The organism is Streptomyces termitum (genome assembly GCF_014650175.1).
GTDB lineage: Bacteria > Actinomycetota > Actinomycetes > Streptomycetales > Streptomycetaceae > Streptomyces > Streptomyces termitum.
The window spans coordinates 298,016-320,796 of record NZ_BMUL01000003.1; the positions used below are offsets into that span (position 1 = coordinate 298,016).

Annotated in this window: 21 protein-coding genes; 8 read left to right on the forward strand and 13 right to left on the reverse strand. The window is 72.4% G+C overall.

The window, feature by feature from the left end:
- Positions 1-90: 90 nt before the first annotated feature.
- Entirely contained in the window at positions 91-771 is a 681-nt protein-coding gene (snpA, locus tag IE219_RS07510; protein ID WP_189975769.1) for a snapalysin, read from the reverse strand.
- A 200-nt stretch (positions 772-971) separates the two neighbouring features.
- Between snpA and IE219_RS07515 the strand changes: the two genes are divergently transcribed.
- Together IE219_RS07515 and IE219_RS07520 are read left to right on the forward strand one after the other, a co-directional pair.
- On the forward strand, positions 972-1,925 hold the full coding sequence (locus tag IE219_RS07515) for a LysR family transcriptional regulator (RefSeq protein ID WP_229849639.1): 954 nt from the start codon (positions 972-974) through the stop codon (positions 1,923-1,925).
- 31 nt (positions 1,926-1,956) lie between these two features.
- Positions 1,957-2,439 (forward strand): GNAT family N-acetyltransferase, encoded by a 483-nt coding sequence (locus IE219_RS07520; RefSeq protein WP_189975770.1) that lies wholly within the window; start codon positions 1,957-1,959, stop codon positions 2,437-2,439.
- Between the two features lie 89 nt (positions 2,440-2,528).
- Here IE219_RS07520 and sodN read toward each other — a convergent pair whose 3' ends face one another.
- A complete protein-coding gene (gene sodN, locus IE219_RS07525) occupies positions 2,529-2,924 on the reverse strand; it encodes a superoxide dismutase, Ni (protein ID WP_030207400.1) in 396 nt (131 codons plus the stop codon).
- A 154-nt stretch (positions 2,925-3,078) separates the two neighbouring features.
- On the opposite strand from sodN, the gene sodX reads away from it, so the two are divergent.
- Positions 3,079-3,510 carry a nickel-type superoxide dismutase maturation protease gene (gene sodX, locus IE219_RS31625; protein WP_229849640.1) on the forward strand — a complete coding sequence of 144 codons (432 nt, stop codon included), beginning with the start codon at positions 3,079-3,081 and terminating at the stop codon, positions 3,508-3,510.
- On the opposite strand, the gene IE219_RS07535 is transcribed toward sodX, so the two are convergent.
- Positions 3,414-4,043: a CGNR zinc finger domain-containing protein gene (locus IE219_RS07535; RefSeq protein WP_189975772.1), complete on the reverse strand. Its 630-nt coding sequence runs from the start codon at positions 4,041-4,043 to the stop codon at positions 3,414-3,416. The two genes, sodX and IE219_RS07535, sit on opposite strands and share 97 nt — an antisense overlap.
- Positions 4,044-4,215: 172 nt before the next feature.
- Between IE219_RS07535 and IE219_RS07540 the strand changes: the two genes are divergently transcribed.
- A complete protein-coding gene (locus IE219_RS07540) occupies positions 4,216-4,965 on the forward strand; it encodes a class I SAM-dependent methyltransferase (protein WP_189975773.1) in 750 nt (249 codons plus the stop codon).
- 94 nt (positions 4,966-5,059) lie between these two features.
- On the opposite strand, the gene IE219_RS07545 is transcribed toward IE219_RS07540, so the two are convergent.
- Genes IE219_RS07545 through IE219_RS07555 form a run of 3 tightly spaced genes read right to left on the reverse strand, consistent with a single transcriptional unit; the run spans position 5,060 to position 7,824 of the window.
- Positions 5,060-5,827: an amino acid ABC transporter ATP-binding protein gene (locus tag IE219_RS07545; RefSeq protein ID WP_308434012.1), complete on the reverse strand. Its 768-nt coding sequence runs from the start codon at positions 5,825-5,827 to the stop codon at positions 5,060-5,062.
- A complete protein-coding gene (locus IE219_RS07550; protein ID WP_189975774.1) occupies positions 5,824-6,810 on the reverse strand; it encodes an amino acid ABC transporter permease in 987 nt (328 codons plus the stop codon). Before IE219_RS07550 ends, IE219_RS07545 begins: the two co-directional genes overlap by 4 nt.
- A gap of 39 nt (positions 6,811-6,849) precedes the next feature.
- Entirely contained in the window at positions 6,850-7,824 is a 975-nt protein-coding gene (locus tag IE219_RS07555) for an ABC transporter substrate-binding protein (RefSeq protein WP_189975775.1), read from the reverse strand.
- Between the two features lie 548 nt (positions 7,825-8,372).
- On the opposite strand from IE219_RS07555, the gene IE219_RS07560 reads away from it, so the two are divergent.
- From IE219_RS07560 to IE219_RS07570, 3 genes are all read left to right on the forward strand, one after another.
- Positions 8,373-9,584 carry an NAD(P)-dependent malic enzyme gene (locus IE219_RS07560; RefSeq protein WP_189975776.1) on the forward strand — a complete coding sequence of 404 codons (1,212 nt, stop codon included), beginning with the start codon at positions 8,373-8,375 and terminating at the stop codon, positions 9,582-9,584.
- Between the two features lie 304 nt (positions 9,585-9,888).
- The gene (locus tag IE219_RS07565; protein ID WP_189975777.1) at positions 9,889-10,854 is read left to right on the forward strand and encodes a zinc-binding dehydrogenase; all 966 of its coding nucleotides are present in this window, start codon (positions 9,889-9,891) and stop codon (positions 10,852-10,854) included.
- A gap of 44 nt (positions 10,855-10,898) precedes the next feature.
- Complete coding sequence (locus tag IE219_RS07570) at positions 10,899-12,389, forward strand: cellulase family glycosylhydrolase (protein WP_229849641.1); 1,491 nt, start codon at positions 10,899-10,901, stop codon at positions 12,387-12,389.
- Positions 12,390-12,479: 90 nt separating this feature from the next.
- Here IE219_RS07570 and IE219_RS07575 read toward each other — a convergent pair whose 3' ends face one another.
- Complete coding sequence (locus tag IE219_RS07575) at positions 12,480-13,544, reverse strand: PadR family transcriptional regulator (RefSeq protein WP_189975779.1); 1,065 nt, start codon at positions 13,542-13,544, stop codon at positions 12,480-12,482.
- Positions 13,545-13,546: 2 nt separating this feature from the next.
- Positions 13,547-14,434, reverse strand: coding sequence for a DUF4097 family beta strand repeat-containing protein (locus IE219_RS07580; RefSeq protein WP_189975780.1), 888 nt, complete (start codon positions 14,432-14,434; stop codon positions 13,547-13,549).
- 173 nt (positions 14,435-14,607) lie between these two features.
- Between IE219_RS07580 and IE219_RS07585 the strand changes: the two genes are divergently transcribed.
- Positions 14,608-15,423 carry a hypothetical protein gene (locus IE219_RS07585; RefSeq protein ID WP_189975781.1) on the forward strand — a complete coding sequence of 272 codons (816 nt, stop codon included), beginning with the start codon at positions 14,608-14,610 and terminating at the stop codon, positions 15,421-15,423.
- A gap of 69 nt (positions 15,424-15,492) precedes the next feature.
- Here IE219_RS07585 and IE219_RS07590 read toward each other — a convergent pair whose 3' ends face one another.
- From IE219_RS07590 to IE219_RS07610, 5 genes are all read right to left on the reverse strand, one after another.
- On the reverse strand, positions 15,493-15,675 hold the full coding sequence (locus IE219_RS07590) for a DUF6104 family protein (RefSeq protein ID WP_019075209.1): 183 nt from the start codon (positions 15,673-15,675) through the stop codon (positions 15,493-15,495).
- A 92-nt stretch (positions 15,676-15,767) separates the two neighbouring features.
- Positions 15,768-19,556: a multifunctional oxoglutarate decarboxylase/oxoglutarate dehydrogenase thiamine pyrophosphate-binding subunit/dihydrolipoyllysine-residue succinyltransferase subunit gene (locus tag IE219_RS07595; protein WP_189975782.1), complete on the reverse strand. Its 3,789-nt coding sequence runs from the start codon at positions 19,554-19,556 to the stop codon at positions 15,768-15,770.
- 269 nt (positions 19,557-19,825) lie between these two features.
- The gene (locus IE219_RS07600) at positions 19,826-20,920 is read right to left on the reverse strand and encodes a sensor histidine kinase (RefSeq protein WP_189975783.1); all 1,095 of its coding nucleotides are present in this window, start codon (positions 20,918-20,920) and stop codon (positions 19,826-19,828) included.
- The gene (locus IE219_RS07605; RefSeq protein ID WP_189975784.1) at positions 20,917-21,654 is read right to left on the reverse strand and encodes a response regulator transcription factor; all 738 of its coding nucleotides are present in this window, start codon (positions 21,652-21,654) and stop codon (positions 20,917-20,919) included. Before IE219_RS07605 ends, IE219_RS07600 begins: the two co-directional genes overlap by 4 nt.
- A gap of 60 nt (positions 21,655-21,714) precedes the next feature.
- Positions 21,715-22,404 carry a spermidine synthase family protein gene (locus IE219_RS07610; protein ID WP_189975785.1) on the reverse strand — a complete coding sequence of 230 codons (690 nt, stop codon included), beginning with the start codon at positions 22,402-22,404 and terminating at the stop codon, positions 21,715-21,717.
- Between the last annotated feature and the right edge of the window lie 377 nt (positions 22,405-22,781).

The following is a 22,781-nucleotide window of genomic DNA, read 5'->3' on the forward strand; positions in this document are numbered from 1 at the left end:
CCCGGAGAGCCGGTGCCCCGTTCCCGCCCGGCCTCAGCCCTCGACGCCGGTCCCGGTTCCCGGAACCGGCGTCGACTCCCGGGACCGGTCTCAGCTCTTGAAGGCGGACGCGAGCCCGTACTGCCACAACTGGTTGACGCGGGCCCGCTCCTGGGAGTTCGGGATCGCGTTCGTGCAGGACGGGCCGGGGCCGCCGCCCGACATCAGCTCGCTGCACGGACCGCTGTAGCGGTCCGGCAGCCCCAGCACGTGCCCCGTCTCGTGGGCCGTCACGCGGGTGGAGTCGTACTGCTGGTTCTGCCGGTAGTCCAGGAAGATGTAGCCGCTGCCGTGCCCGTTGGTGCTGGCGTACGAGCCGCGGGAGTCGTTCCCCTCGTAGTAGCGGAAGTCCGGGTTGCTGCCCTCGACCAGCCGCACGTTGGTCACCGAGCTGTTCCATATCTGCGCCGAACGCGCGATCTGCGTACGGAAGCTGGGCGCGTTGGCCGAGCTGTACACGACCGTGACGGCGGCGGCGCCGGGCACGGCGGCCCGCTTCTCCGCCACCGACCGCATGACGGCCTCGTAGAACGCCCGGTTCGCCCGCGCCTCCTCGGCCGAACCGGCGTACCCGGTCGCGCCGGTGTACCCGGCGACGGCGGGCGCCACGGCGGACGCGGTACGGGGGGCGGCGTCCGGCGCGGCGCTCGCCGGGGCGGCGCCGAGCGAGGCCGCCAGGCCGAGACCGAGGGTGGCGGTCAGGGCCGAGGTGAGGACCTTGGGGTGTCGCATGGGGGGCTCCTCCTGATCGGGGTCGGGAGAGAGTCTCGGGCCCGGCGGAGCGTTCCGGAATGATGCCGGCTGCCGATAGCCCGGCCGCATCACCCCATTCCGGCCACTGTCCCGTCGGCCCCGACCTGCCCTGTTTCCAGGCGGGTTGAAGGGATTCCGCTCTCTGGTGCGACCGCGGGCCCCGCCCTACCCTCAAGGCCATGGAGCTGGAGGTGAGACACCTGCGCGCGCTCTGCGCCATCGCGGACACCGGCAGCCTGCACAAGGCCGCCCGGCAGCTCGGCATGAGCCAGCCCTCCCTCACCACCCAGCTGCGCCGCATCGAGAACTCCCTCGGCGCCGAACTCTTCTCCCGCGGCCGCACCGGCTGCCGCCCCACCCCCCTCGGCCGCTCCCTCCTCAGCCGCGCCCGCCCGCTGGTCGCCGGCATGACCGCGCTGATCACCGAGACCCGTGCCGAGGCCGCCCGCGCCGAAGGCCCCGAACTCCACGTCGGCTCCACCGCCAGCCGGGCCCTGCCGGGCTGGCTGCGGCGGCTGCGCGCCCGCCTCCCCGGCACCGACGTCGGCCTGCGCGTCGACGTCTCCGCGCGCGCCCTGCTCCACGACGTCGCCGACGGCCGCCTCGACGTCGCCTTCGTCCACGAGGTGGAGGGCTGCCCGCTGCGCGTCCCCGACGGCCTCGTCCACCGCGTCCTCGTCGCCCGCGAACCGCAGTTCATCTCCCTCGCCCCGGCCCACCCGGCCGCCGCCCACCCCGTGGTGGACCTCGCCGACCTGGCCGCCGACCACTGGATGGTGGACCCCAGCGTGGACGGCGAATGGGACGGGTTACGCCGCGTCCTGACCGCCGCCGGCATCGACCCGCCCCTCCTCCAGGGCGACTACCACACGGCCTCCTCGCTCATCTCCCTCGGCGAGGCCGTCGCCCCCTGCCAGCCGACCTCCGTCCCCCGCGAGGACCTCGCCGTCCGCCCGCTGCGCGGCGACCCCCTCGCCGTACGCCTCCTCCTCTACGCCCGCCCCGCCACCCCCCTCGACCCCCTCCACGCCGACCTGGCCGCCGCCTACCGCGAAGCGGCCCACCGCGCGGCCCCGTACCGCGCCTGGCTCCGCGCGGGCGGCACGGCGGAACCCTGCCTGGCCGCCGCCTGACCCCCTCCCCGCTCCGAAGGAACCCCACCCCATGCCCACCCCCGCCACCCCCTCCTTCACGATCCGCCCGGCCCGCCCCGAAGACCTCCCCCGGGTGGTCGAACTGATCGCGGAACACGCGGTGTACGAGAAGGCGGACCCGCCCGCCCCCGGCCTGGCCGACCGCCTGGCGGCCCTCCTCTTCCCCCCGTCCGGCCCGCCCTCCCGCCTCCGCTGCCTGGTCGCCCAGGCCCCCGACGGCACCCTGGCCGGCTACTCCACCTGCGCCCCCGAACTCTCCACCTGGGAAGGCCGCGAGTACCTCTTCATGGACTGCCTCTACCTCACCGAGGAAACCCGCGGCCAAGGCGTGGGCCGCCTCCTGATGGCCGCCGTCCGCGCCGAGGCCGCCCGCCTCGGCCTCCTCCACATCGAATGGCAGACCCCCACCTGGAACGAGAGCGCCCGCCGCTTCTACACCCGCCTGGGCGCCACGGAAAAGGACAAGACCCGCTACACCCTCCGGACGACCTGACCCGAAGCCCCTCTCCCATCCGTCTCCCGAAAAGCCCGAAGGGGTACGACCGACAAGCGGTCGTACCCCTTCGGAGCGGGGAGGGAAGGTCAGGCCTTCTTCGTCTCCCAGAAGATGCGGTCGATCTCGGCGATGAGCTCCAGGGCCTTTTCGCCGGTCTTCGGGTCCGTCGACGCCTTGGCGGCGGAGAGGGCCTTCAGGGTGTCGTTGACGAGCTGGTTGAGCTCGGGGTACTTCTCGAAGTGCGGGGCCTTGAAGTAGTCGCTCCACAGGACCGACACGTGGTGCTTGGCGAGTTCCGCGCGCTGCTCCTTGATGACCGTGGCGCGGGCCCGGAAGTGCGGGTCCTCGTTCGCCTGGTACTTCTCCTGGACAGCCTTGACGGACTCGGCCTCGATGCGGGCCTGGGCCGGGTCGTACACGCCGCAGGGGAGGTCGCAGTGGGCGCTGACCTTGACCTTGGGGGCAAACAGGCGGGAGAGCATTGAGCCGTCCTTCCTCGTGATCGTCTTCTCAAGTGGGAGATTACTCGGTGAGAAGGGCGTTTTCGCGAGTGCCCCCTGGGGCTTAGGTCAAAAGTCCGGGGTCCGGGTGGGTCTTGTGGGCGAGTCGACGAATCGAGGAGAGGGGCGGAACGGAGTGGGAGCGGAGCGGGAGAGCAGCGCGCCGGGCGCGGCGCCGTTCGGGATCGCCGAGGTGACGGGGGTGTCGATGGTGCCCACGCTGCTGCACGGGGACCGGCTGTTCGTCCGGTACGGGGGGCGGGTCGGCGCCGGGGACGTGGTGGTGCTGCGCCATCCGCTCCAGCAGGATCTGCTCGTCGTGAAACGGCTGATCGAGCGACGGGACGCCGGGTGGTGGGTGCTCGGGGACAATCCGGCGGCCGAGGGCGACAGCCGGGTCTTCGGGACGGTGCCGCCCGAGCTGGTGCTCGGGCGGGTGCTGGTCCGGTACCGGCCGGTGACGCCGGGGCGTCAGCGGTCGGCGGGGGTGGTGGCCTCCTGGCTGTTCTCCGCCGTGCGGCCGGTGGGCTCCGCCCGTTCGGCCTCCAGGCGCTTGCGGGCGCGGTAGGCGGCGACGTTGGCGCGGGTGGCGCAGCGGTCGGAGCAGTAGCGTCGGGAGCGGTTGGTGGAGGTGTCGAGGTAGGCGTTGCGGCAGGGCGGGGCCTGGCAGAGGCCGAGCCGGTCGGCGCCGAACTCGGTGAGGTGGAAGGCGAGCCCCATCGCGCAGATCGCCGCGTAGCCGGCGGTGGCGTTGGACGAGTGGTCGGCGAGGTGCATGTGCCAGCGCGGCAGGCCGTTCTCGTCGAGGGTCTCGTGGCCGGAGATCTGCGGGCTGACCGGGAACTCCAGGAGCAGCGAGTTGAGCAGGTCGACGGCGCCGGTCTGGTCGCCCTCGTCCGCCGCGGCGAAGACCGCGCGCAGCCGGGCGCGGATCGAGCGGAAGCGGCCGAGGTCGGCCTCGGTGACCCGGCGGGCCATCTGGGAGGCGCCGCCGAAGAGGTCCCTGATGACCTCGACGGAGGTGAGGCCGTCCTTGCCGCGGGCCGGCTCCTCGGTGTTGACCAGACGCACGGCGTAATCCGAGTAATAGGCCAGTTCCACTTGTAGTCCTTACTCTGGCGGGCTAGGGTCGGCGTCGACGGGGTAACGACTCGTTCCCTGTCGAGGGTATTACGTTCTGGGGGGTTCGAGGGTTCCGCCGTGCCGTTCTCCGGCCGCGGCGGGGGCCGTGCGCGCCCGCGGGCCCGGGCACCGACGACGGAGGGACACGGACATGGCCGACACCGACTGGGCGGACTGGCAGCGGAGCTGGGACCGTCAGCAGGAGTGGTACATGCCGGACCGCGAGGAGCGGTTCCGCGTGATGCTCGACATGGTCGAGGCGCTCGTCGGGCCGAAGCCCCGCGTCCTCGACCTCGCCTGCGGTACGGGAAGTATCACGGACAGGCTGCTCCGGAGGTTCCCGGAGGCGGTCAGCACCGGCGTGGACCTCGACCCGGCGCTCCTCGCCATCGCCCGCGGCACCTTCGAGGGCGACGGGCGGGTCTCCTTCGTGACCGCCGACCTCAAGGACCCCGCGTGGACGGCGGCGCTGCCGTACGACACGTACGACGCCGTCCTCACCGCCACCGCCCTCCACTGGCTGCACAGCGGACCCCTCACCACCCTCTACGGGCAGGTCGCCGGGCTCGTCCGCGAGGGCGGCGTCTTCATGAACGCCGACCACATGATCGATACCGCCACCCCGCGGATCAACGCCGCCGAGCGCGCCCAGCGGCACGCCCGGATGGACCGGGAGAAGGCCGAAGGGGTCCTCGACTGGGCCGACTGGTGGGCGCTCGCCGCGAAGGACCCGGTCCTCGCCGAGCCCACCGCCCGCCGCTACGAGATCTACGGCGAGCACGCCGACGGCGACATGCCCGCGCCCGGCTGGCACGCCGACACCCTGCGCGCCGCCGGCTTCGGCGAGGCCCGGCCGGTCTGGTGCTCGCCCTCGGACACCCTGCTGCTCGCCGTGAAGTAACTCCCGGACACGGCGGAAGGGGCGGTACGGGCTTCGCGCCCGTACCGCCCCTTCCCGTGAACGCCTCACGGCGCCTCCGGCCGTCCCGTACGCCCTACAGCACCTTCGACAGGAACGCCTTCGTCCGGTCGTGCTGCGGGTTGCCCAGGACGTCCCTCGGGTGGCCGGATTCGACCACCACGCCGCCGTCCATGAAGACCAGCGAGTCGCCGACCTCCCGGGCGAAGCCCATCTCGTGCGTGACGACGATCATCGTCATGCCCGACTCGGCCAGGTCCCGCATGACGTCGAGGACGTCACCGACCAGCTCCGGGTCGAGCGCCGAGGTCGGCTCGTCGAACAGCATCAGCTTCGGCTCCATCGCCAGCGCGCGGGCGATGGCGACGCGCTGCTGCTGGCCGCCGGAGAGCTGCGAGGGGTAGTTGTGCATCCGGTCGCTCAGTCCGACCCGGTCGAGCAGGCGCTGGGCCCGCTCGCGGGCGACGGCCTTGGTCTCGCCCTTCACCTGGACCGGCGCCTCCATCACATTGGCCAGGGCCGTCATGTGGGGGAAGAGGTTGAAGCGCTGGAAGACCATGCCGATGTCCCGGCGCTGGGCCGCGACCTCGCTGTCCTTGAGCTCGTACAGCCGCTCGCCCTGCTGCCGGTAGCCGACCAGCCGGCCGTCGACCGAGAGCCGGCCGCCGTCGATCCGCTCCAGGTGGTTGATGCACCGCAGGAAGGTGGACTTGCCGGAGCCGGACGGGCCGACCAGGCAGAACACCTCCCCGCTGCGGACCTCCAGGTCGATGCCCCGCAGGATGTGGGCGGCGCCGTAGGACTTGTGGACGCCCTCCGCCTTGACCATGGGCTGACCGGTCATGCCGTTGCCTCCGGGGAACGCTTGAAGGTGGCGAGGTTCGTCCGGACCCGCTGCCAGGGGGTGGGCGGCAGGCTGCGGGACGAACCGCGGGCGAAACGGCGCTCCAGGTAGTACTGGCCGACGCTGAACACGCTGGTCAGTGCCAGGTACCAGATCGACGCGACGAAGAGCATCTCCATCACCGCGCCCGCCGTGCTGCCGATGTTCGAGGAGGCGCGGAGCACTTCCGTGTACTGCACGGCGGAGACCAGGGACGAGGTCTTCAACATGTTGATGAACTCGTTGCCGGTCGGCGGCACGATCACCCGCATCGCCTGCGGCAGCACGATCCGGCGCATGGTCTTCGTCTGCGACATGCCGAGCGCGTGCGCCGCCTCGGTCTGGCCCTCGTCGACCGACTGGATGCCGGCGCGGACGATCTCCGCCATGTACGCGCCCTCGTTCAGACCGAGGCCGAGCAGCGCCACCATGAACGGCTGCATGACGTCCACGGTCTCGTTCTTGTAGATCGGCCCGAGGTTGATGTACTCGAAGATCAGCGCCAGGTTGAACCAGACGAGGAGCTGGACGTAGACCGGCGTGCCGCGGAAGAACCAGATGTAGAGCCACGCCACCGCGCCCGTCACCGGGTTCTTCGACAGCCTCATCACGGCGAAGACGATGCCGAGGACCAGACCGAGGGCCATGGAGGCGATGCTGATGAGCACCGTGTTCGCCAGGCCGTCGATGATCGAGGCGTCGAACAGCTTGTCCCACACCGTGTCCCAGATGATGTTGCCCTGGGAGAAGGCGTAGACGAGCCAGCCGAGGAGGGCCACGACGACCACGCCGCTGATCCAGCGCCCGTAGTGCCGGACCGGAACGGCCTTGATCGCCTGGTAGGGGACGGCCGCCGGGAGTTTCGCGGGGCCGCCCGGGGGAGTGGCCGAGGGGCCGGACCCGGCCGGGCCGCCGGCCGGGTCCTTGCTGATCTTGTCAGTCATGACGACTGCCCTTCAGTGGTGCGAGGGGGAGGGGGCAGGTCACTTGCCGGCGTTGACGGTCGCCGACGCGACCGCGCTGTCCTCGACCTCCCACTTCTTCAGGACCTCGGCGTAGGAGCCGTCCTTGATGATGGCGTCGAGCGCTTCCTTGACGGCGTCGCGCAGCTGGGTCTTGTCCTTGGAGACGGCGATGCCCATGAGGCCGACGTCGCTCTGGTTGCCGACGACCTCGAAGTCCTTGCCGCCGCCGGAGGTCTTCGCGATGTACGCGGCCACCGGGTAGTCGTTCAGGTCGGCGACCGCACCGCCGGCCTTCACGCGGGTCTGGGCCTCGGCGTCGGTGTCGAACGCCTGGATCGTCAGCTTGTTGCCGCCGCACTTCTCGGCCTGCGCCTTGAAGGTGTCCTCGTAGATCGTGCCGCGCTGGACGGCGACGGTCTGGCCGCACAGGCCCTCCAGGGACGTGACGCCCTTCGGGTTGCCCTTCTTGACCAGCAGGGAGACGCCGGAGGAGAAGTAGTCGACGAAGTCGACGCCCTTGCCGATCTTCTTCCCGTCGTCGTCCAGGCCCTCCTGGCGCTTCTTGTTGTCCGTCATGGACGACATGACGAGGTCCTGGCGGCCGGTCTCCAGGGAGGTGATCAGGCCGTCGAAGGTGCCCGACACGAACTCGAACTTCACACCGAGCTGCTTGCCGAGCGCTGCGGCTATGTCGGGGTCGACGCCGACGATCTTGCCGTTCTCGGTGAACTCCATCGGGGCGTACGAGGCGTCCGTGCCGACCTTGATGACGCCGGCCTTGCGGATGTCGTCGGGCAGCTTCGCGAAGAGGGGCGCGGAGTTGCCGCCGTCCTTCGGGGCGCCGGTGGCGGCACCGCCGGTGGAACCGCTGTCGGTCTGGTCTCCGCAGGCGGTCAGCAGCATGGAGCCGGCGACCGCGATGGCGGCGACCGCGGCAAGACGGGACGTGCGGGTCTTGGCGGCGGTCGTACAGCGCGTGGAGCGTGCGGTCATGGTCGGGATCCTCCGGCGTGTGAGGGAGTTGCCATAGGCGTTGCCAATGGTCGCGTACGCGTCTTCGAGTCCCGCGACCTCGTGTGATTACGGCATCTTGCCATTCGGACCGACTCAAACCGACGGCCCCGGATGTCAAAATCGGGTAACGGGTGAACCCCCAATCCCCACAGGCCGGTACATCAAGGCCGGATCATCTTTCGCCGCCCTCCCCTCCTACCGGAGATTCTCCGGTGCATCTCGGCATTCGGACGACAGGAAAGCCGCCGAACGGGTAGTGGGCGCATGTGTCCGGACATCCCGTGACGAGTCGCTCTCCGTCCGCGTCCGGGAACGCTCGGTATGAGTCGCGTCACCGCGTGCTTATGGACTCGTCTGCGGTGCCGTCCGTCCGGTAAGAAGGATCCTTACACCCCTCATCCGGGGCTCAGGGCGCGTTGTGCGGCGCGCCCGCGCGGCTGCCAGACACGGCGACCGCGGGACCCGCCCGCCGCTCCGCACCAGGAGCGGAAAACCCTCGACATCAAGACATAAAGGGGTCTCACCCAATGGCAGCGGAGATCGTCAATCCTCGCAGCGACAGCGGTACGGAAGGAGCTCCGGAGGAGCCCTTCGATCCTGCTTTCGCGCTCCACCGCGGCGGAAAGATGGCCATTCAGGCCACCGTCCCCGTCCGGAACAAGGACGACCTGTCCCTCGCGTACACGCCCGGCGTCGCCAAGGTGTGCACCGCCATCGCCGAGCAGCCCGAACTGGTCCACGACTACACGTGGAAGTCCCAGGTCGTCGCCGTCGTCACCGACGGCACCGCCGTGCTCGGCCTCGGCGACATCGGCCCGGAGGCGTCCCTCCCGGTCATGGAGGGCAAGGCCATCCTCTTCAAGCAGTTCGGCGGCGTCGACGCGGTGCCGATCGCCCTCGCGACCACCGACGCCGACGAGATCGTCGAGACCGTCGTCCGGCTGGCCCCGTCCTTCGGCGGCGTCAACCTGGAGGACATCTCGGCCCCGCGGTGCTTCGAGATCGAGCGCAAGCTCCAGGAGCGCCTCGACATCCCGGTCTTCCACGACGACCAGCACGGCACCGCGATCGTCACCCTCGCCGCCCTGCGCAACGCGGCGAAGCTGACCGGCCGCACCCTCGGCGACCTGCGTGCCGTCATCTCCGGCGCGGGCGCGGCCGGCGTGGCCATCGCCAAGTTCCTGCTGGAGGCCGGCATCGGCGACGTCTGCGTCGCCGACCGCAAGGGCGTCGTGAGCAGCGACCGCGAGGACCTCACCGACGTCAAGCGCGAGATCGCCGCCCTCACCAACAAGGCGGGCCTCTCCGGCTCCCTGGAGACCGCCCTCGCCGGCGCCGACGTCTTCATCGGCGTCTCCGGCGGTACGGTCCCGGAGGCCGCGGTCGCCACCATGGCGAAGGACGCCTTCGTCTTCGCCATGGCCAACCCGAACCCCGAGGTCCACCCCGACGTCGCGCACAAGTACGCGGCCGTCGTGGCCACCGGCCGCTCGGACTACCCCAACCAGATCAACAACGTCCTCGCGTTCCCCGGCATCTTCGCCGGTGCGCTCCAGGTCCGGGCCTCCCGGATCACCGAGGGCATGAAGATCGCCGCCGCCGACGCCATCGCCGGTGTCGTCGGTGACGCGCTCGCCGCCGACTGCGTCATTCCGTCGCCGTTCGACGACCGGGTCGCCCCGGCCGTCGCGGCCGCGGTCGCCGCCGCCGCGCGCGCGGAGGGCGTCGCCCGCCGCTGAGGCCCCGGCCCCGCGCGCCCACCGCGCGGGGCCGACCCGGGCCCCTGGGCTCCCGGGCTCCCGGGCCCCCGGGCTCCGGGCCCCGGCCCGCGCAGGCCCGACGCGGGTCTCCGAAGGCCCCCGTTCCCGTCCGCCGCATCGGCCGGGAACGGGGGCCTTTCGCGTGGGCGGAGGGCCGCGGGTGCGGGGCCGTGAGGCCGTGGGGGACCGGCCCGGGGTGGTGAGGGGGACGGGGTGACGGGGGACGTGTGTCACAGCGGTGTGTGGTTCCGCGGGGTCCCCGCGGGCGCCTAGGGTCGGGGCCATGTTCGCTGCCTACGCCGCCCGAATCGACCGCGACCAGCCCCTGAACGGACTTGAGTTGGGCGAACGCCCCGAGCCCGACCGGCGCCCCGGCTGGACCACCGTCACCGTCAAGGCCGCCTCGCTCAACCACCACGACCTGTGGTCGCTGCGCGGGGTCGGACTGCCCGAGGAGAAGCTGCCGATGATCCTCGGCTGCGACGCCGCCGGGATCGACGAGGACGGCAACGAGGTCGTCCTCCACTCCGTCATCGGCCAGACCGGCCACGGGGTCGGACCCGACGAGCCCCGCTCCATCCTCACCGAGCGCTACCAGGGCACCTTCGCCGAGCGCGTCACCGTCCCGAGCTGGAACGTGCTGCCCAAGCCGAAGGAGCTCTCCTTCGCCGAGGCCGCCTGCCTCCCCACCGCCTGGCTGACCGCCTACCGGATGCTCTTCACCAACGCCGGGGTCCGCCCCGGCGACTCGGTCCTCGTCCAGGGCGCGGGCGGCGGCGTCGCCACCGCCGCGATCGTCCTCGGCAAGGCGGCCGGCCTGCGGGTCTTCGCCACCAGCCGGGACGAGGCCAAGCGGAAGCGGGCCGTGGAGCTCGGCGCCGTCGAGGCGTACGAGCCCGGCGCGCGGCTGCCGCGGCGGGTCGACGCCGTCATCGAGACCGTCGGCGCCGCGACCTGGTCGCACTCGGTCAAGTCCCTGCGCCCCGGCGGCACTCTGGTGATCTCTGGCGCCACCAGCGGCGACCGCCCCGCGCACGCCGAGCTGACCCGGATCTTCTTCCTGGAGCTGAAGGTGGTCGGCTCCACCATGGGCTCCAAGGACGAGCTGGAGGACCTCCTCTCCTTCTGCGCCGCCACCGGGGTCCGCCCGGTGATCGACGAGGTGCTGCCGCTGGACCGGGCCCGCGAGGGCTTCGCGAAGATGGCCTCGGGCGAACTCTTCGGAAAGATCGTGCTGACGACGTCTTGATGATTCCGTCCCGGGACTGATGGGATCTCCGGCACAGCGAAAAGATGAACATCGCTCACTTCTCGTGCCGGAGGTCCCCCTTGCTGCGCACCACCCTCACGGCGGGCGCCCTCGCCGCCGCCCTCCTCGCCCCGACCGCCGCCACCGCGCGGCCGGCCGCCGCACCCCCCGCCCCCGGGGCCGCCGCCCCGGCCCACGCCCGCGCCGGCGGCCCCGCCGCCCCGGTCGGCGCCGACGGCATCCCCGACCTCACCGACTCCCGCGGCCGGGTCCTCACCCTCCGCGGCTGGAACGTCGAGGACAAGGGCAACCGCGGCGACGCCGCCCTCTCCGCCGTCACGGAGAAGCACTTCCGCGACATGCGGGCCCAGGGCTACAACTTCGCCCGCCTCCTCGTCTTCTGGGACGACCTCGAACCCCGCCCCGGCGCCTACAGCCAGAGCTACCTGCGGAAGATCGGCCGCATCCTGGACTGGGCCGAGAAGTACGACGTCAAGGTGCTCCTCGACGCCCACCAGGACGTCTTCGGCCCCGCCTTCGGCCACCGGGGCATCCCCGCCTGGGCCACCCGCACCGACGGCCTCCCCTTCACCCCCCGCCCCGGCGACTGGTTCTCCGAGTACTTCGAGCCCGCCGTCCAGCGCGCCTTCACCCACCTCTACGAGGACCCCGACCTCCGCCGCGCCCAGGCCCGCATGTGGCAGGTGCTCGCCGCGCGCTTCGAAGGCCACCCGGCCCTGCTCGGCTACGACCCCGTCAACGAGCCCATGGGCGAACTCCGCGAGGGCGAGGACCTGCCCACCGCCGCCCGCCGGATCGAGCGCGAACAGCTCACCCCGATGTACAACCGGATCGCCGACGCGATCCGCGAGGTCGACCGGGACGCCTGGATCTTCGTCGAGCCGACCCCCATCGTCGGCGAGGGCGTCCCCACCGGACTCGGCCGGATCGACGACCCGAAGATCGTCTACGCCCCGCACTTCTACAACACCGGCATGGAGGCCGGCGCCGACTACGACCCCGCCGCCGGCTGGATCGAGAGCTACGAGCAGGCCGTCACCCTCTACCCCAAGCGGTACAAGGTCCCCGTGGTGGTGGGGGAGTGGGGCCCGCTCAACAACTCCCTGCCGAACATGAACCGCTTCTACCGCGAGGCCATGGCCTCCCTCGGCCGCTACACCTCCGGCTGGGCCGGCTACGTCTGGTGCTACGGCGGCGGCTACTGCGCCGTCGACGAGAAGGGCGCCTTCCGCGCCAACAAGGAGCTGACCGCCGAACCGTACGCCCAGGCCGTCGCCGGCCGGGTCCGCTCCACCGCCTACGACCCCCGCACCGGCGTCTACCGGCTGGAGTACGACGCGGCCGGCCCGCGCGGCTCCCGGACCACCGAGCTGGTGCTGCCGCGCGGCGACTGGAAGGTGTCGGCCCGCGGGGCCGCCGTCCTGCGCGACCGCGACGGCCGGGTCCGGGTCGTCGCCGCCCCGCACACCCGGGTCACGGTCACCGCGACCCGGACCGGCACCGCCCGCCCCTGACCCGGGGCCCCGCGAGCGCGGGCGCCCGAGCCGCGGACGAAGGCACCGGCCGCCCGGCCGCCCGGGGCCCCCGCGCGCGGGCGCCCGTGCTCAGGCGTCCGCGCGCGGGGCCAGGATCCGGCCGACCCGGGCCGCCGCCGCGCCCAGGTGCCGCCGCACCTCGGTGAGCTGGTCCTCCGTCACCCCGTGGTCGCGGGCCGCGTCCCGGATCTCGTCCCGGAAGCGGTCGAGCAGCCGGTCCAGGTCCCGGGCCGGCTCGCCCGACCCCGCCGACTCCCGCGCCCACGCGGGCGGTTCGTCCCCGACGGGCGGCTCCTCGGAACTCCGGCCGGACACGCCCCCGGACGCGGACGCGTCCCGCGGGGCGGCGGAACCGGCGATCGGACCCGCGCCGGAGCCGGCGCCGGGCCCGGTAGCCGGGCCTGCGCCAGGATCGGCCGCCGGGCCGGATGCCGGGTCGGCGGCCGGGTCGGCGGTGGGGTCGGCGCCCGCGGCGGCGCGGGCCTTGGGGTGGGTGGTGCCCGAGACGAGGTCGCCCAGCTGGGCGGTGATCCCCGACAGCCCCTCCCAGACGGTCTGCGGCCACTCGCCCTTCGCGAAGCGGTGCTGCACCTCGTCCTGCACCTGCTGGGCGATCCGCTGGAACTCCTTCGCCTGGAGCTTCGCCGAGCGGGCCTCCTCCTTCGCCCTCCGGGCCTGCTCCTTCCACTCCTTCCTGGCCTTGCGCAGCTCCTCCTTGGGGTCGGGGAAGGACCCGGCCTCCGCCGTCCGGGCCCGGCTCGCCGCCGCCCGCATCTCGCTGCGGACCCGGCCGGCCGCGCCCCGTACGTCGTCCCGGATCTCGGCGGCCAGCTCCGCCACCGAATCGCGGATCTCCCGCTCCAGCGCGTCGAGTTCGGCCGCGCGGCCGGCCACCTCGGCCCGGCCCGCGTCGGTGAGGGCGTAGACCTTCCGGCCGCCCTCGCTGGTGTGGGTGACCAGGCCCTCGGCCTCCAGCTTGGCCAGCCGGGGGTAGACCGTCCCGGCCGAGGGCGCGTACAGCCCCTGGAACCGCTCCTCCAGGAGGCGGATCACCTCGTAGCCGTGGCGGGGGGCCTCGTCGAGCAGCTTCAGCAGGTAGAGGCGGAGCCGGCCGTGGGCGAAGACGGGAGCCATGATCAGAGCACCTTTCCGGACGCGGGGGCGGTGGGGTCGGCGGGGCCGGCGGGCGGGGCCTCCGGGTCCTCGGCGGGCTCCGGGCGGCGCAGCAGCGCGATCGAACCGGAGACCGTCGTCGCCCGGAGGGTGCCCCGGCCCGCGCCGAGAGTCCCGGTGATCGACTTGGTGCCCCAGTCGCCGCCCACCCGCAGGTCCTCGAAGGCGTTCGACACCGCGCCGCTGGCGGTGCTCGCCTCCACCCGGGCGTCCGCCGGGTGCGGCAGCCGGATGGCGACCTCGCCGGAGACGCTGGTGAGCCGGATGTCCGCGGGCGGCGCCTCGGCCGGGGCCGGGTCCAGGTCGAGGACCATGTCCCCGCTGACCGTCTCCGCCCGCACCGCGGAACCGGAGCCCTCGATCACCGTGACGTCCCCGGTCACCGAGTTCACCCGCAGCGCCCCCGTCACCGACTGGGCCTCCAGGGCGCCCGAGACGCTCTCGGCGCGGACCGGCCCGGAGAGCCCCACGAGCGTGGTGGAGCCGGTCACCCCGCGCACCTCGGTACGGCCCCGGATCCCGGAGACCACCGTCTCCGCGGTGACCGCGCCGACCTCGACCTCGGCCCCGGCCGGGACGGCCACCGAGACGACCGCCCGCCGCTTGTGGGAGCGGTGGTCGAGCCACTTGAGGACGCCCTTCCAGTGCAGGTCCTCGTAGGTGACCGTCAGCGTCGACCCCTCCTGGGAGACGATCAGCGGCGGGCCCTCGATCTCCGCGATGTCCACCCGCGCGGTGCTCTCGTCGGTGCCCACCACGTTCACCGCGCCGCCCACGACGCGGACGCGCAGCCGTGTCACGGGCTCGGTGGGCGCGAGCTTCACCGGCTCGGTGACGGACCACTGGGTCATGGTGCTGCCTCCCGTTTCCCCTCGGAGTACGCCGCGACGCAACATATCGCGACTTCGGAATTCACGATATATCGCGGTGGGGTCGCGTCAACCCCGACTCATCCCTGACTCGACCCTGACAGGGGAGGGGCAAACAACCCCTTAAGCGGACGAACTGCCCTAGCGTAGGGGCCATGAACGCGACATCCGGACCGAGCCCCGCCGGGGCGCTGCTGCTGTGCCGGGCCGAACCGACGGCGGTCCGGCCGCCCGCCCTCCTCCTGCGGGAGCGGCTGCTCCTCGCCCCCGCCGGGGCCGGCTGGAGCGTCCTCGTACCGGAGGGCAGGCCCTGGCAGGAGGACGGGGAGCCGGTCGAACGGGTCGTCACCGGCTGGGCCACCGCCCTCGCCGTCTCCGCCGCCGGCTGGCCCGTCCTCGCCCTCTGGTGGGACACCGGCCGCGCCGGCCTCACCCTCGCCTCGGGCTTCCGCCGCCCCGTCGGCTACACCTGGCTCACCGACGGCACCCCGGCCGGCGAGGACGAAGCCGTACGGACCTTCGCCGAACGCCTCGGCCTCGACCCCGTCCTCGACGTGCAGGCCCTGGAACCGCTCACCCGCCCCGACCCGGAGGCCGACGCCGCCACCCGCCTCCTCGGCCTCGTCGCCGTCCTCGCCCGCACCGGCCTCGACCTGCCCCCGGGCATCGACCCCGGCACGGCCCCCGGCCGGCTCCGCGAGGCCGCCCTCGACGCTGACGCCGAGCAGCTCGACCGGCTCGGCTGGAAGGCCACCGTCCGCGCCGAGCTCGACGTCGTGGAGGAGGGCCCCCTCGGCCCGTACCTGCGCGGCCCCCGGGCCCGCCTGCTCAGCGGCGTACAGCTCGCCGCGGGCGTGCCCCTGCTGCTCTGGGGCATCGGCCGGCGCAGCGGCGGCTGGAGCGCGGCGGGCGCCCTCCTCGTCGCCCACGGCGCCCTCGGCCTCGCCTACGACCGCCTCCGCGCGTCCTGAGGAGCCCGGACACGGCGAACGCCCCCTCCCGCGCGGAAGGGGGCGTCCGTCACGTACCGGAACGGGGGCCTACTCGTCGTCGTCCTCGTCGTCGAGACGGGCCAGCCAGGTCGCGAGGCGCTCGACCGGCACCTCGAAGTCGGGGTTCAGGTCGACGAAGGTCCGCAGCTGCTCGGCCAGCCACTCGAAGGTGACCTCCTCCTCGCCGCGCCGCTTCTCCAGTTCCTCGATGCCACGGTCCGTGAAGTACATGGCACCCAGGATAGGCCCGCGACGGGCCCGCCCGGACACGCCGGAGGCCCGGCACCCCGAAGGGTGCCGGGCCTCCGCACGCGGTGCCGGGATCAGGCGTCGAAGACCTCGTCGACCAGCTGCTGCTGCTCGGCCTGGTGGCGCTTGGCCGAGCCGACCGCCGGGGACGAGGAGTGCGGGCGGGAGATCCGGCGCAGGCGCTCGCCCGCCGGGATGTCCGCGCCGACCGCCAGGTCCAGGTGGTCGATCAGGTTGAGCGCGATGAACGGCCACGCACCCTGGTTCGCCGGCTCCTCCTGCGCCCAGATGTACTTCGCGGCGTTCGGGTACTTGGCGATCTCGGCCTGGAGCTCGGCACCCGGCAGCGGGTACAGGCGCTCCAGACGGATGATCGCGGTCTCCTTGTCGCCGCGCTTCTGCCGCTCGGCCTCCAGGTCGTAGTAGACCTTGCCGGCGCAGAAGACGACCTTGCGGACGCCGGCCGGGTCGACCGAGTCGTCGCCGATGACCGGGCGGAAGCCGCCGGTGGTGAACTCCTCCACCTTGGACGCCGCGGCCTTCAGGCGCAGCATCGACTTCGGGGTGAAGACGATGAGCGGCTTGTGGTGCGGGTTGTGGACCTGCCAGCGCAGCAGGTGGAAGTAGTTCGACGGCAGCGTCGGCATGGCGACCGTCATGTTGTCCTGGGCGCACATCTGGAGGAAGCGCTCCGGGCGCGCGGACGAGTGGTCCGGGCCCTGGCCCTCGTAGCCGTGCGGCAGGAGCAGGGTGACGCCGGAGGTCTGGCCCCACTTCTGCTCGGCGGAGGAGATGAACTCGTCGACGACGGTCTGCGCGCCGTTGACGAAGTCGCCGAACTGGGCCTCCCAGACGACCAGCGAGTCCGGGCGGGCCAGCGAGTAGCCGTACTCGAAGCCCATCGCCGCGTACTCGCTGAGCATCGAGTCGTAGACGTTGTAGTGGGCCTGCTCGTCGGTCAGGTAGAGCAGCGGGGTGTAGTCCTCGCCGGTCTCCTGGTCGACCAGGACCGCGTGGCGCTGGCCGAAGGTGCCGCGGCGGGAGTCCTGGCCCGACAGGCGGACCGGGGTGCCCTCCATCAGCAGGGAGCCGATGGCGAGGGTCTCGCCGAAGCCCCAGTCGATGGTGCCGTCGTCGATCGAGGCGGCGCGGCGCTGCATCTGCGGCAGCAGACGCGGGTGGACCGTGATCCGCTCGGGGATGTTGACCTGCGACTCGGCGATCCGCTTCACGACCTCCTGGGAGACCGCGGTGGTGACCGGGACCGGGAAGGCGGCCTGCGCGTCCGGGACGTGCGTGGCGGCCGGGGCGGAGGTGGCCTCGCGGACCTCCGCGAAGACCTTCTCCAGCTGGCCCTGGAAGTCCTGGAGCGACTGCTCGGCCTCTTCCAGGGTGATGTCGCCGCGACCGATGAGCGACTCGGTGTAGAGCTTGCGCACCGAGCGCTTCTTGTCGATCAGGTTGTACATCTGCGGGTTGGTGAACGAGGGGTTGTCGCCCTCGTTGTGACCGCGGCGGCGGTAGCAGATGAGGTCGATCACGACGTCCTTGTTGAACGTCTGGCGGAACTCGAAGGCGAGCCGCGCGACGCGGACCACGGCCTCCGGGTCGTCGCCGTTCACGTGGAAGATCGGCGCCTCGATCATGCGGGCCACGTCGGTGGCGTACATCGAGGAGCGCGACGCCTCCGGGGCGGCGGTGAAGCCGACCTGGTTGTTGATGACGATGTGGACCGTGCCGCCGGTGCGGTAGCCGCGCAGCTGCGACATGTTCAGGGTCTCGGCCACCACGCCCTGGCCCGCGAAGGCCGCGTCGCCGTGCAGGGCCACCGGCAGGACGGTGAAGTCCGTGCCGCCCTTGTTGACGACGTCCTGCTTGGCGCGGACGACGCCCTCCAGGACCGGGTCGACCGCCTCCAGGTGGGAGGGGTTGGCGACCAGGGAGACCTTGATCTGCTCGCCGTCGAGACCGGTGAAGGTGCCCTCGGCGCCCAGGTGGTACTTGACGTCGCCGGAGCCGTGCATCGACTTCGGGTCGAGGTTGCCCTCGAACTCGCGGAAGATCTGCGCGTACGACTTGCCGACGATGTTGGCGAGGACGTTCAGACGGCCGCGGTGGGCCATGCCGATGACGACCTCGTCCAGGCGGGACTCGGCGGCGGAGTCGATGACCGCGTCGAGCAGCGGGATGACGGACTCGCCGCCCTCCAGGGAGAAGCGCTTCTGGCCGACGTACTTCGTCTGCAGGAAGGTCTCGAACGCCTCGGCGGAGTTCAGGCGGCGCAGGATGCGGAGCTGCTCCTCGCGCTCCACGCGCGCGTGGGGACGCTCGACGCGGTCCTGGATCCACTTGCGCTGCTTCGGGTCCTGGATGTGCATGAACTCGATGCCGGTGGTGCGGCAGTACGAGTCGCGCAGGACGCCGAGGATGTCGCGGAGCTTCATCATCGACTTGCCGGCGAAGCCGCCGACCGCGAACTCCCGCTCCAGGTCCCACAGGGTGAGGCCGTGCTCGGTGATGTCCAGGTCGGGGTGCTTGCGCTGCTTGTACTCCAGCGGGTCGGTGTCGGCCATGACGTGGCCGCGGACCCGGTAGGAGTGGATGAGCTCGAAGACGCGCGCGGCCTTGGTGACGTCGTCGTCGTGCGAGGCGTCGATGTCCTTGAGCCAGCGGACCGGCTCGTAGGGGATGCGCAGCGACTTGAAGATGTCGTCGTAGAAGCCGCCCTCGCCGAGGAGGAGGTTGGCGACGATCCGCAGGAACTCGCCGGAGGCGGCGCCCTGGATGACCCGGTGGTCGTAGGTCGAGGTCAGGGTCATGACCTTCGAGATGCCCAGCTTGTTCAGGGTGTCCTGGGAGGTGCCCTGGAACTCGGCCGGGTAGTCCATCGAGCCGACGCCCATGATGACCGACTGCCCGGGCATCAGACGCGGCACGGAGTGGACCGTGCCGAGGCCGCCGGGGTTGGTCAGGGAGACGGTGACGCCGGAGAAGTCCTCCATCGTCAGCTTGCCCACGCGGGCGCGCTTGACGATGTCCTCGTACGCCTGCCAGAACTCGAAGAAGTTGAGCGTCTCGGCCTTCTTGATGCCCGCGACGACGAGCTGGCGGTCGCCGTTCGGCTTCACCAGGTCGATCGCGAGGCCGAAGTTGATGTGCTCCGGCTTGACCAGGGTCGGCTTGCCGTCCTTCTCCGCGAAGGAGTGGTTCATCGACGGCATGGCCTTGATCGCCTGCACCATCGCGTAGCCGATGAGGTGGGTGAAGGAGATCTTCCCGCCCCGGGCGCGCTTCAGGTGGTTGTTGATGACGATCCGGTTGTCGAAGAGCAGCTTCACCGGGACGGCGCGGACGGACGTGGCCGTCGGCACCTCCAGGGAGGCGTTCATGTTCTTCGCGACCGCGGCGGCGGGACCGCGCAGCGTGACCAGCTCGGGGCCGGCGGGGGCCTCGGTGGCCGGGGCGGCGGCCGGCTTCGCCGGAGCGGCGGCCGGGGCCGGCTTCACGGCGGCCGGAGCGGCCGCGGCGGGCTTCGCCGGGGCCGGAGCGGCCGGAGCAGGGGCGGCGGCCGGGGCCGGGACGGCGGCAGGGGCGGCAGGCGCGGCCTGTGCGGGGCCCGCCTGCTGCGCCGCCGGCGCGGCCGTGGTGGTGGCGGCCGGTGCGGACGGGGTCTCCGCCGCACCCGGCTTGTAGTCGGCGAAGAAGTCCCACCAGGCACGATCGACCGAATTCGGGTCCTGGAGGTACTGCTGGTAGATCTCGTCGACGAGCCACTCATTGGCGCCGAAGGCGGCTGCGGGGCTCACGCCACGCCCGTCTTGGTCGGCCGGGGAGCTCGGGGTACTGGGGGACTGAGACGACACGGCGGCAACCGCCCTCTTCCGCTTCGCAAGGTGATGGACAGCGGAAATAAAGGCTACGCCTGTCCGGGCGGGACGTGCAGGCGGGGCGCTACCAACGTCGCGCAAGTCACACTTGACGGGGTGTTTCGGCGCCGTGAATGGCGGGAAACAAGCGGGGTTCCGGTCGTGCCAGGGTACGTAAAAGCCCGGCTACGGCCCTCTTCGGCCGCACCCTGACCACGTCCTGTGCGTGTTCACGCAGAACATGGGCTTCCGGTTCGAACCCTACGTCAATCGCGCGGAGGAAGACTGCCCGGAAGGGTGACTCTGATCCGGCATCCGCGTGAGGATTCGGCCACGCCGATCCCGCCACCGTGCAGACCCACCGCCCAGCGCGCGATCGCCAGCCCCAGACCGGTCCCGCCGTCGCTCCCCGGCCCCCGCCGGTCCGGCGTCCGGCCCCGGTTGAACCGCTCGAAGACCCGGTCCCGCTCCGCCTCCGGGATCCCCGGCCCCTCGTCCTCGACGACCAGCTCCAGCGACTCCGGGTACGGGCCGCGCCGCGCCCGCACCGTCACCCGGCCGTGCGGCGGCGAGTGCTTCACCGCGTTGTCGATCAGGTTCGCCATCACCTGGTGCAGCCGCTCCATGTCCGCGTGGGCCGTCAGGTCGGACGGCTGCACGTCCAGGTGCAGGTGGACGTCGGTGCGCCGGTGCAGGCCCGAGGTCGAGGGCAGCCCGCGCTGGGCCGCCGCCAGGTTCGCCTCCCGCAGCACCCCCGACAGGTACGGCCACACCTCGAAGCGGCGGGCCCGCAACTCCACGACACCGTTGTCCAGACGGGACAGGTCCAGCAGGGTCTCCACCAGCCGGCCCAGCCGCTCGGTCTGCTTCAGCGCCGAGCGCATCGTCTCCGGATCGGCCTCGGAGACCCCGTCCACCACGTTCTCCAGCACCGCGCGCAGCGCCGCGATCGGGGTGCGCAGCTCGTGGGAGACGTTCGCCACCAGCTCCTTGCGGTGCCGGTCGACCGCCTCCAGGTCGTCCGCCATGCGGTTGATCGTCGTGGCCAGGTCGCCCAGCTCGTCGCGCCGGCCGGCGCCCCCGACCCGGTTCGAGAAGTCGCCGCGCGAGATCGACCCCGCCACCGTGTTCATCTCGTCGAGCGGCGCCGTCAGCGACTGCGCCACGAACTGGGTGATCAGCAGCGTCGCGATCATCGCGAAGACGGTGATGTACCGGAACTCGGTGGAGGTGCGGATCGCCACCAGGGCCAGGCCGGAGGTGAGCAGCACCGCGCCCACCACCAGGGCGCCCAGCTTGGTCTTGATGGAGATCACGATCCGGTGCCGGGGCCCTCCGGCGCGCCGCTCCGGCCGGTTCACGGCGCCGGGGTCTCCAGCGCGTACCCGACCCCGTGCACCGTACGGATCCGCTCGGCGCCGATCTTCCGGCGCAGCGCCTTGATGTGGGAGTCCACGGTCCGGGTGCCCGAGGCGTCGGCCCAGTCCCAGACCTCGGCGAGCAGCTGCTCGCGGGAGAGCACCGCGCGCGGGCTGCCGGCCAGGCAGACCAGCAGGTCGAACTCGGTCGGCGTCAGGTGCACGTCCTCGGCCCGCACCCGCACCCGGCGCTGCGCGTGGTCGATCTCCAGCTCGCCGAGGCGCAGGATGCCGCTGCGCGGGGTGGCGGCGGCGAGCGCGGCCCGCTCGACCCGGCGCAGCAGCACGTGCACCCGGGCGGCCAGCTCGCGCATGGAGAACGGCTTCGTCATGTAGTCGTCGGCGCCGACGCCGAGCCCGACCAGCATGTCGGTCTCGTCGTCCCGCGCGGTCAGCATCAGCACCGGCACCGGGCGCCGCGCCTGCACCCGGCGGCACACCTCCAGGCCGTCGAAGCCGGGCAGCATCACGTCCAGGACCATCAGGTCCGGCTGCCACGCCTCGGCCGCCTCGACGGCCGCCGGGCCGTCGGTGGCCGTCTGGACGAGGAAGCCCTCGGCCCGCAGCCGGGCCGAGACGGCCTCCACGATGGTCGCGTCGTCCTCGACGACCAGCACGCGCCGCTGGGCCCCCGGAGTGGCCGCCGCACCGTGGTGAGTGGTGTGTGTCTGCTCCATTGCCCCGCCTCGCGTCGCCGATGTCGGTACGGCAGCCTAGAGGTACCGGCGGCGTCCCGGCTACGCAGGCCGGATGCCGAGGTGGACCACGTCGGGGACGCCCCGGGCAACGGCGACCTCTTCCGTCCGTACCCCGCTGAATCCGGCATTCCGCAAGGACCTTTCGAAATCGCCGGACGGTCGGGCGGACCACACGGCGAGCACGCCGCCGGGTTTCAGCCGGGCCGCGCAGGACGCCAGACCGCTTGCCCCGTAAAGGGATCCGTTGTCCTCGGTGACGGTCCAGTCGGGCCCGTTGTCGATGTCCAGGCACAGGGCGTCGTAGGTGTCGGCGGAGGTCGCCAGGTACTCCACCAGGTCCGTGTGCAGGATCACGGTCCGCTCGTCGGCGAGGGCGCGCCCGGAGACCGCGGCGAGCGGCCCGGCCCGGTGCCACTCGATGATGGCCTCCTCACGCTCCGCGACGGCGATCCGCGACCAGCGGGGGTCGGCGGCCGCGTGGGCGAGGGAGAAGCCGACGCCGAGCCCGCCGATCAGCACGGCGGCGCCGGCCCTGGCCGGCTCCGGCAGCGCGTCCATCGCCGCGTCCACCAGCAGCCGCTCCGAGCGGCCGTCGGAGGTGTCCATCAGGAAGGTGCCGTTGGCGATGATCTCGTAGTCGGTACGGCCCCCGGTCTCCCGGCGGCGCAGGACGACTTCTCCGTACGGACCCTCGCGGCGGTCGAGGGTGACGGGGCCGGTCGTGCTCACTTCCGCATCACTCCGTGTCTTCGTTCGCTCGTCTGCTTCGCCGCCCCGCCCGCCGCGCGGAACGCGATACGGGCTCCGCGCGCGGACACGGTCCGGCCCGGCCATCCTCCTGACCCGGAGGGAGCCGGGCAAACGTGTTACGGGAAAGCCCCCGCGCGCCGACCGCATCCGGCCACCACACGCGCGTGCCGGGCGGCCTTCTCCGGGCGCGGCCCCGGAGGCGGTCGGCAGGCGCGCGTCCCAGGGCGCGGTTCAGGAGGTGGACGGCACGCGCGTCCCCGGGCGCGGCCCGAGGGGCGGCCACCGCGCGCGTAGCCCGGCGGCGCTCTCCGGGCGCGGCCCGAGGGCGGCCTCCACGCGCGCGTGCCCGGCGGCGC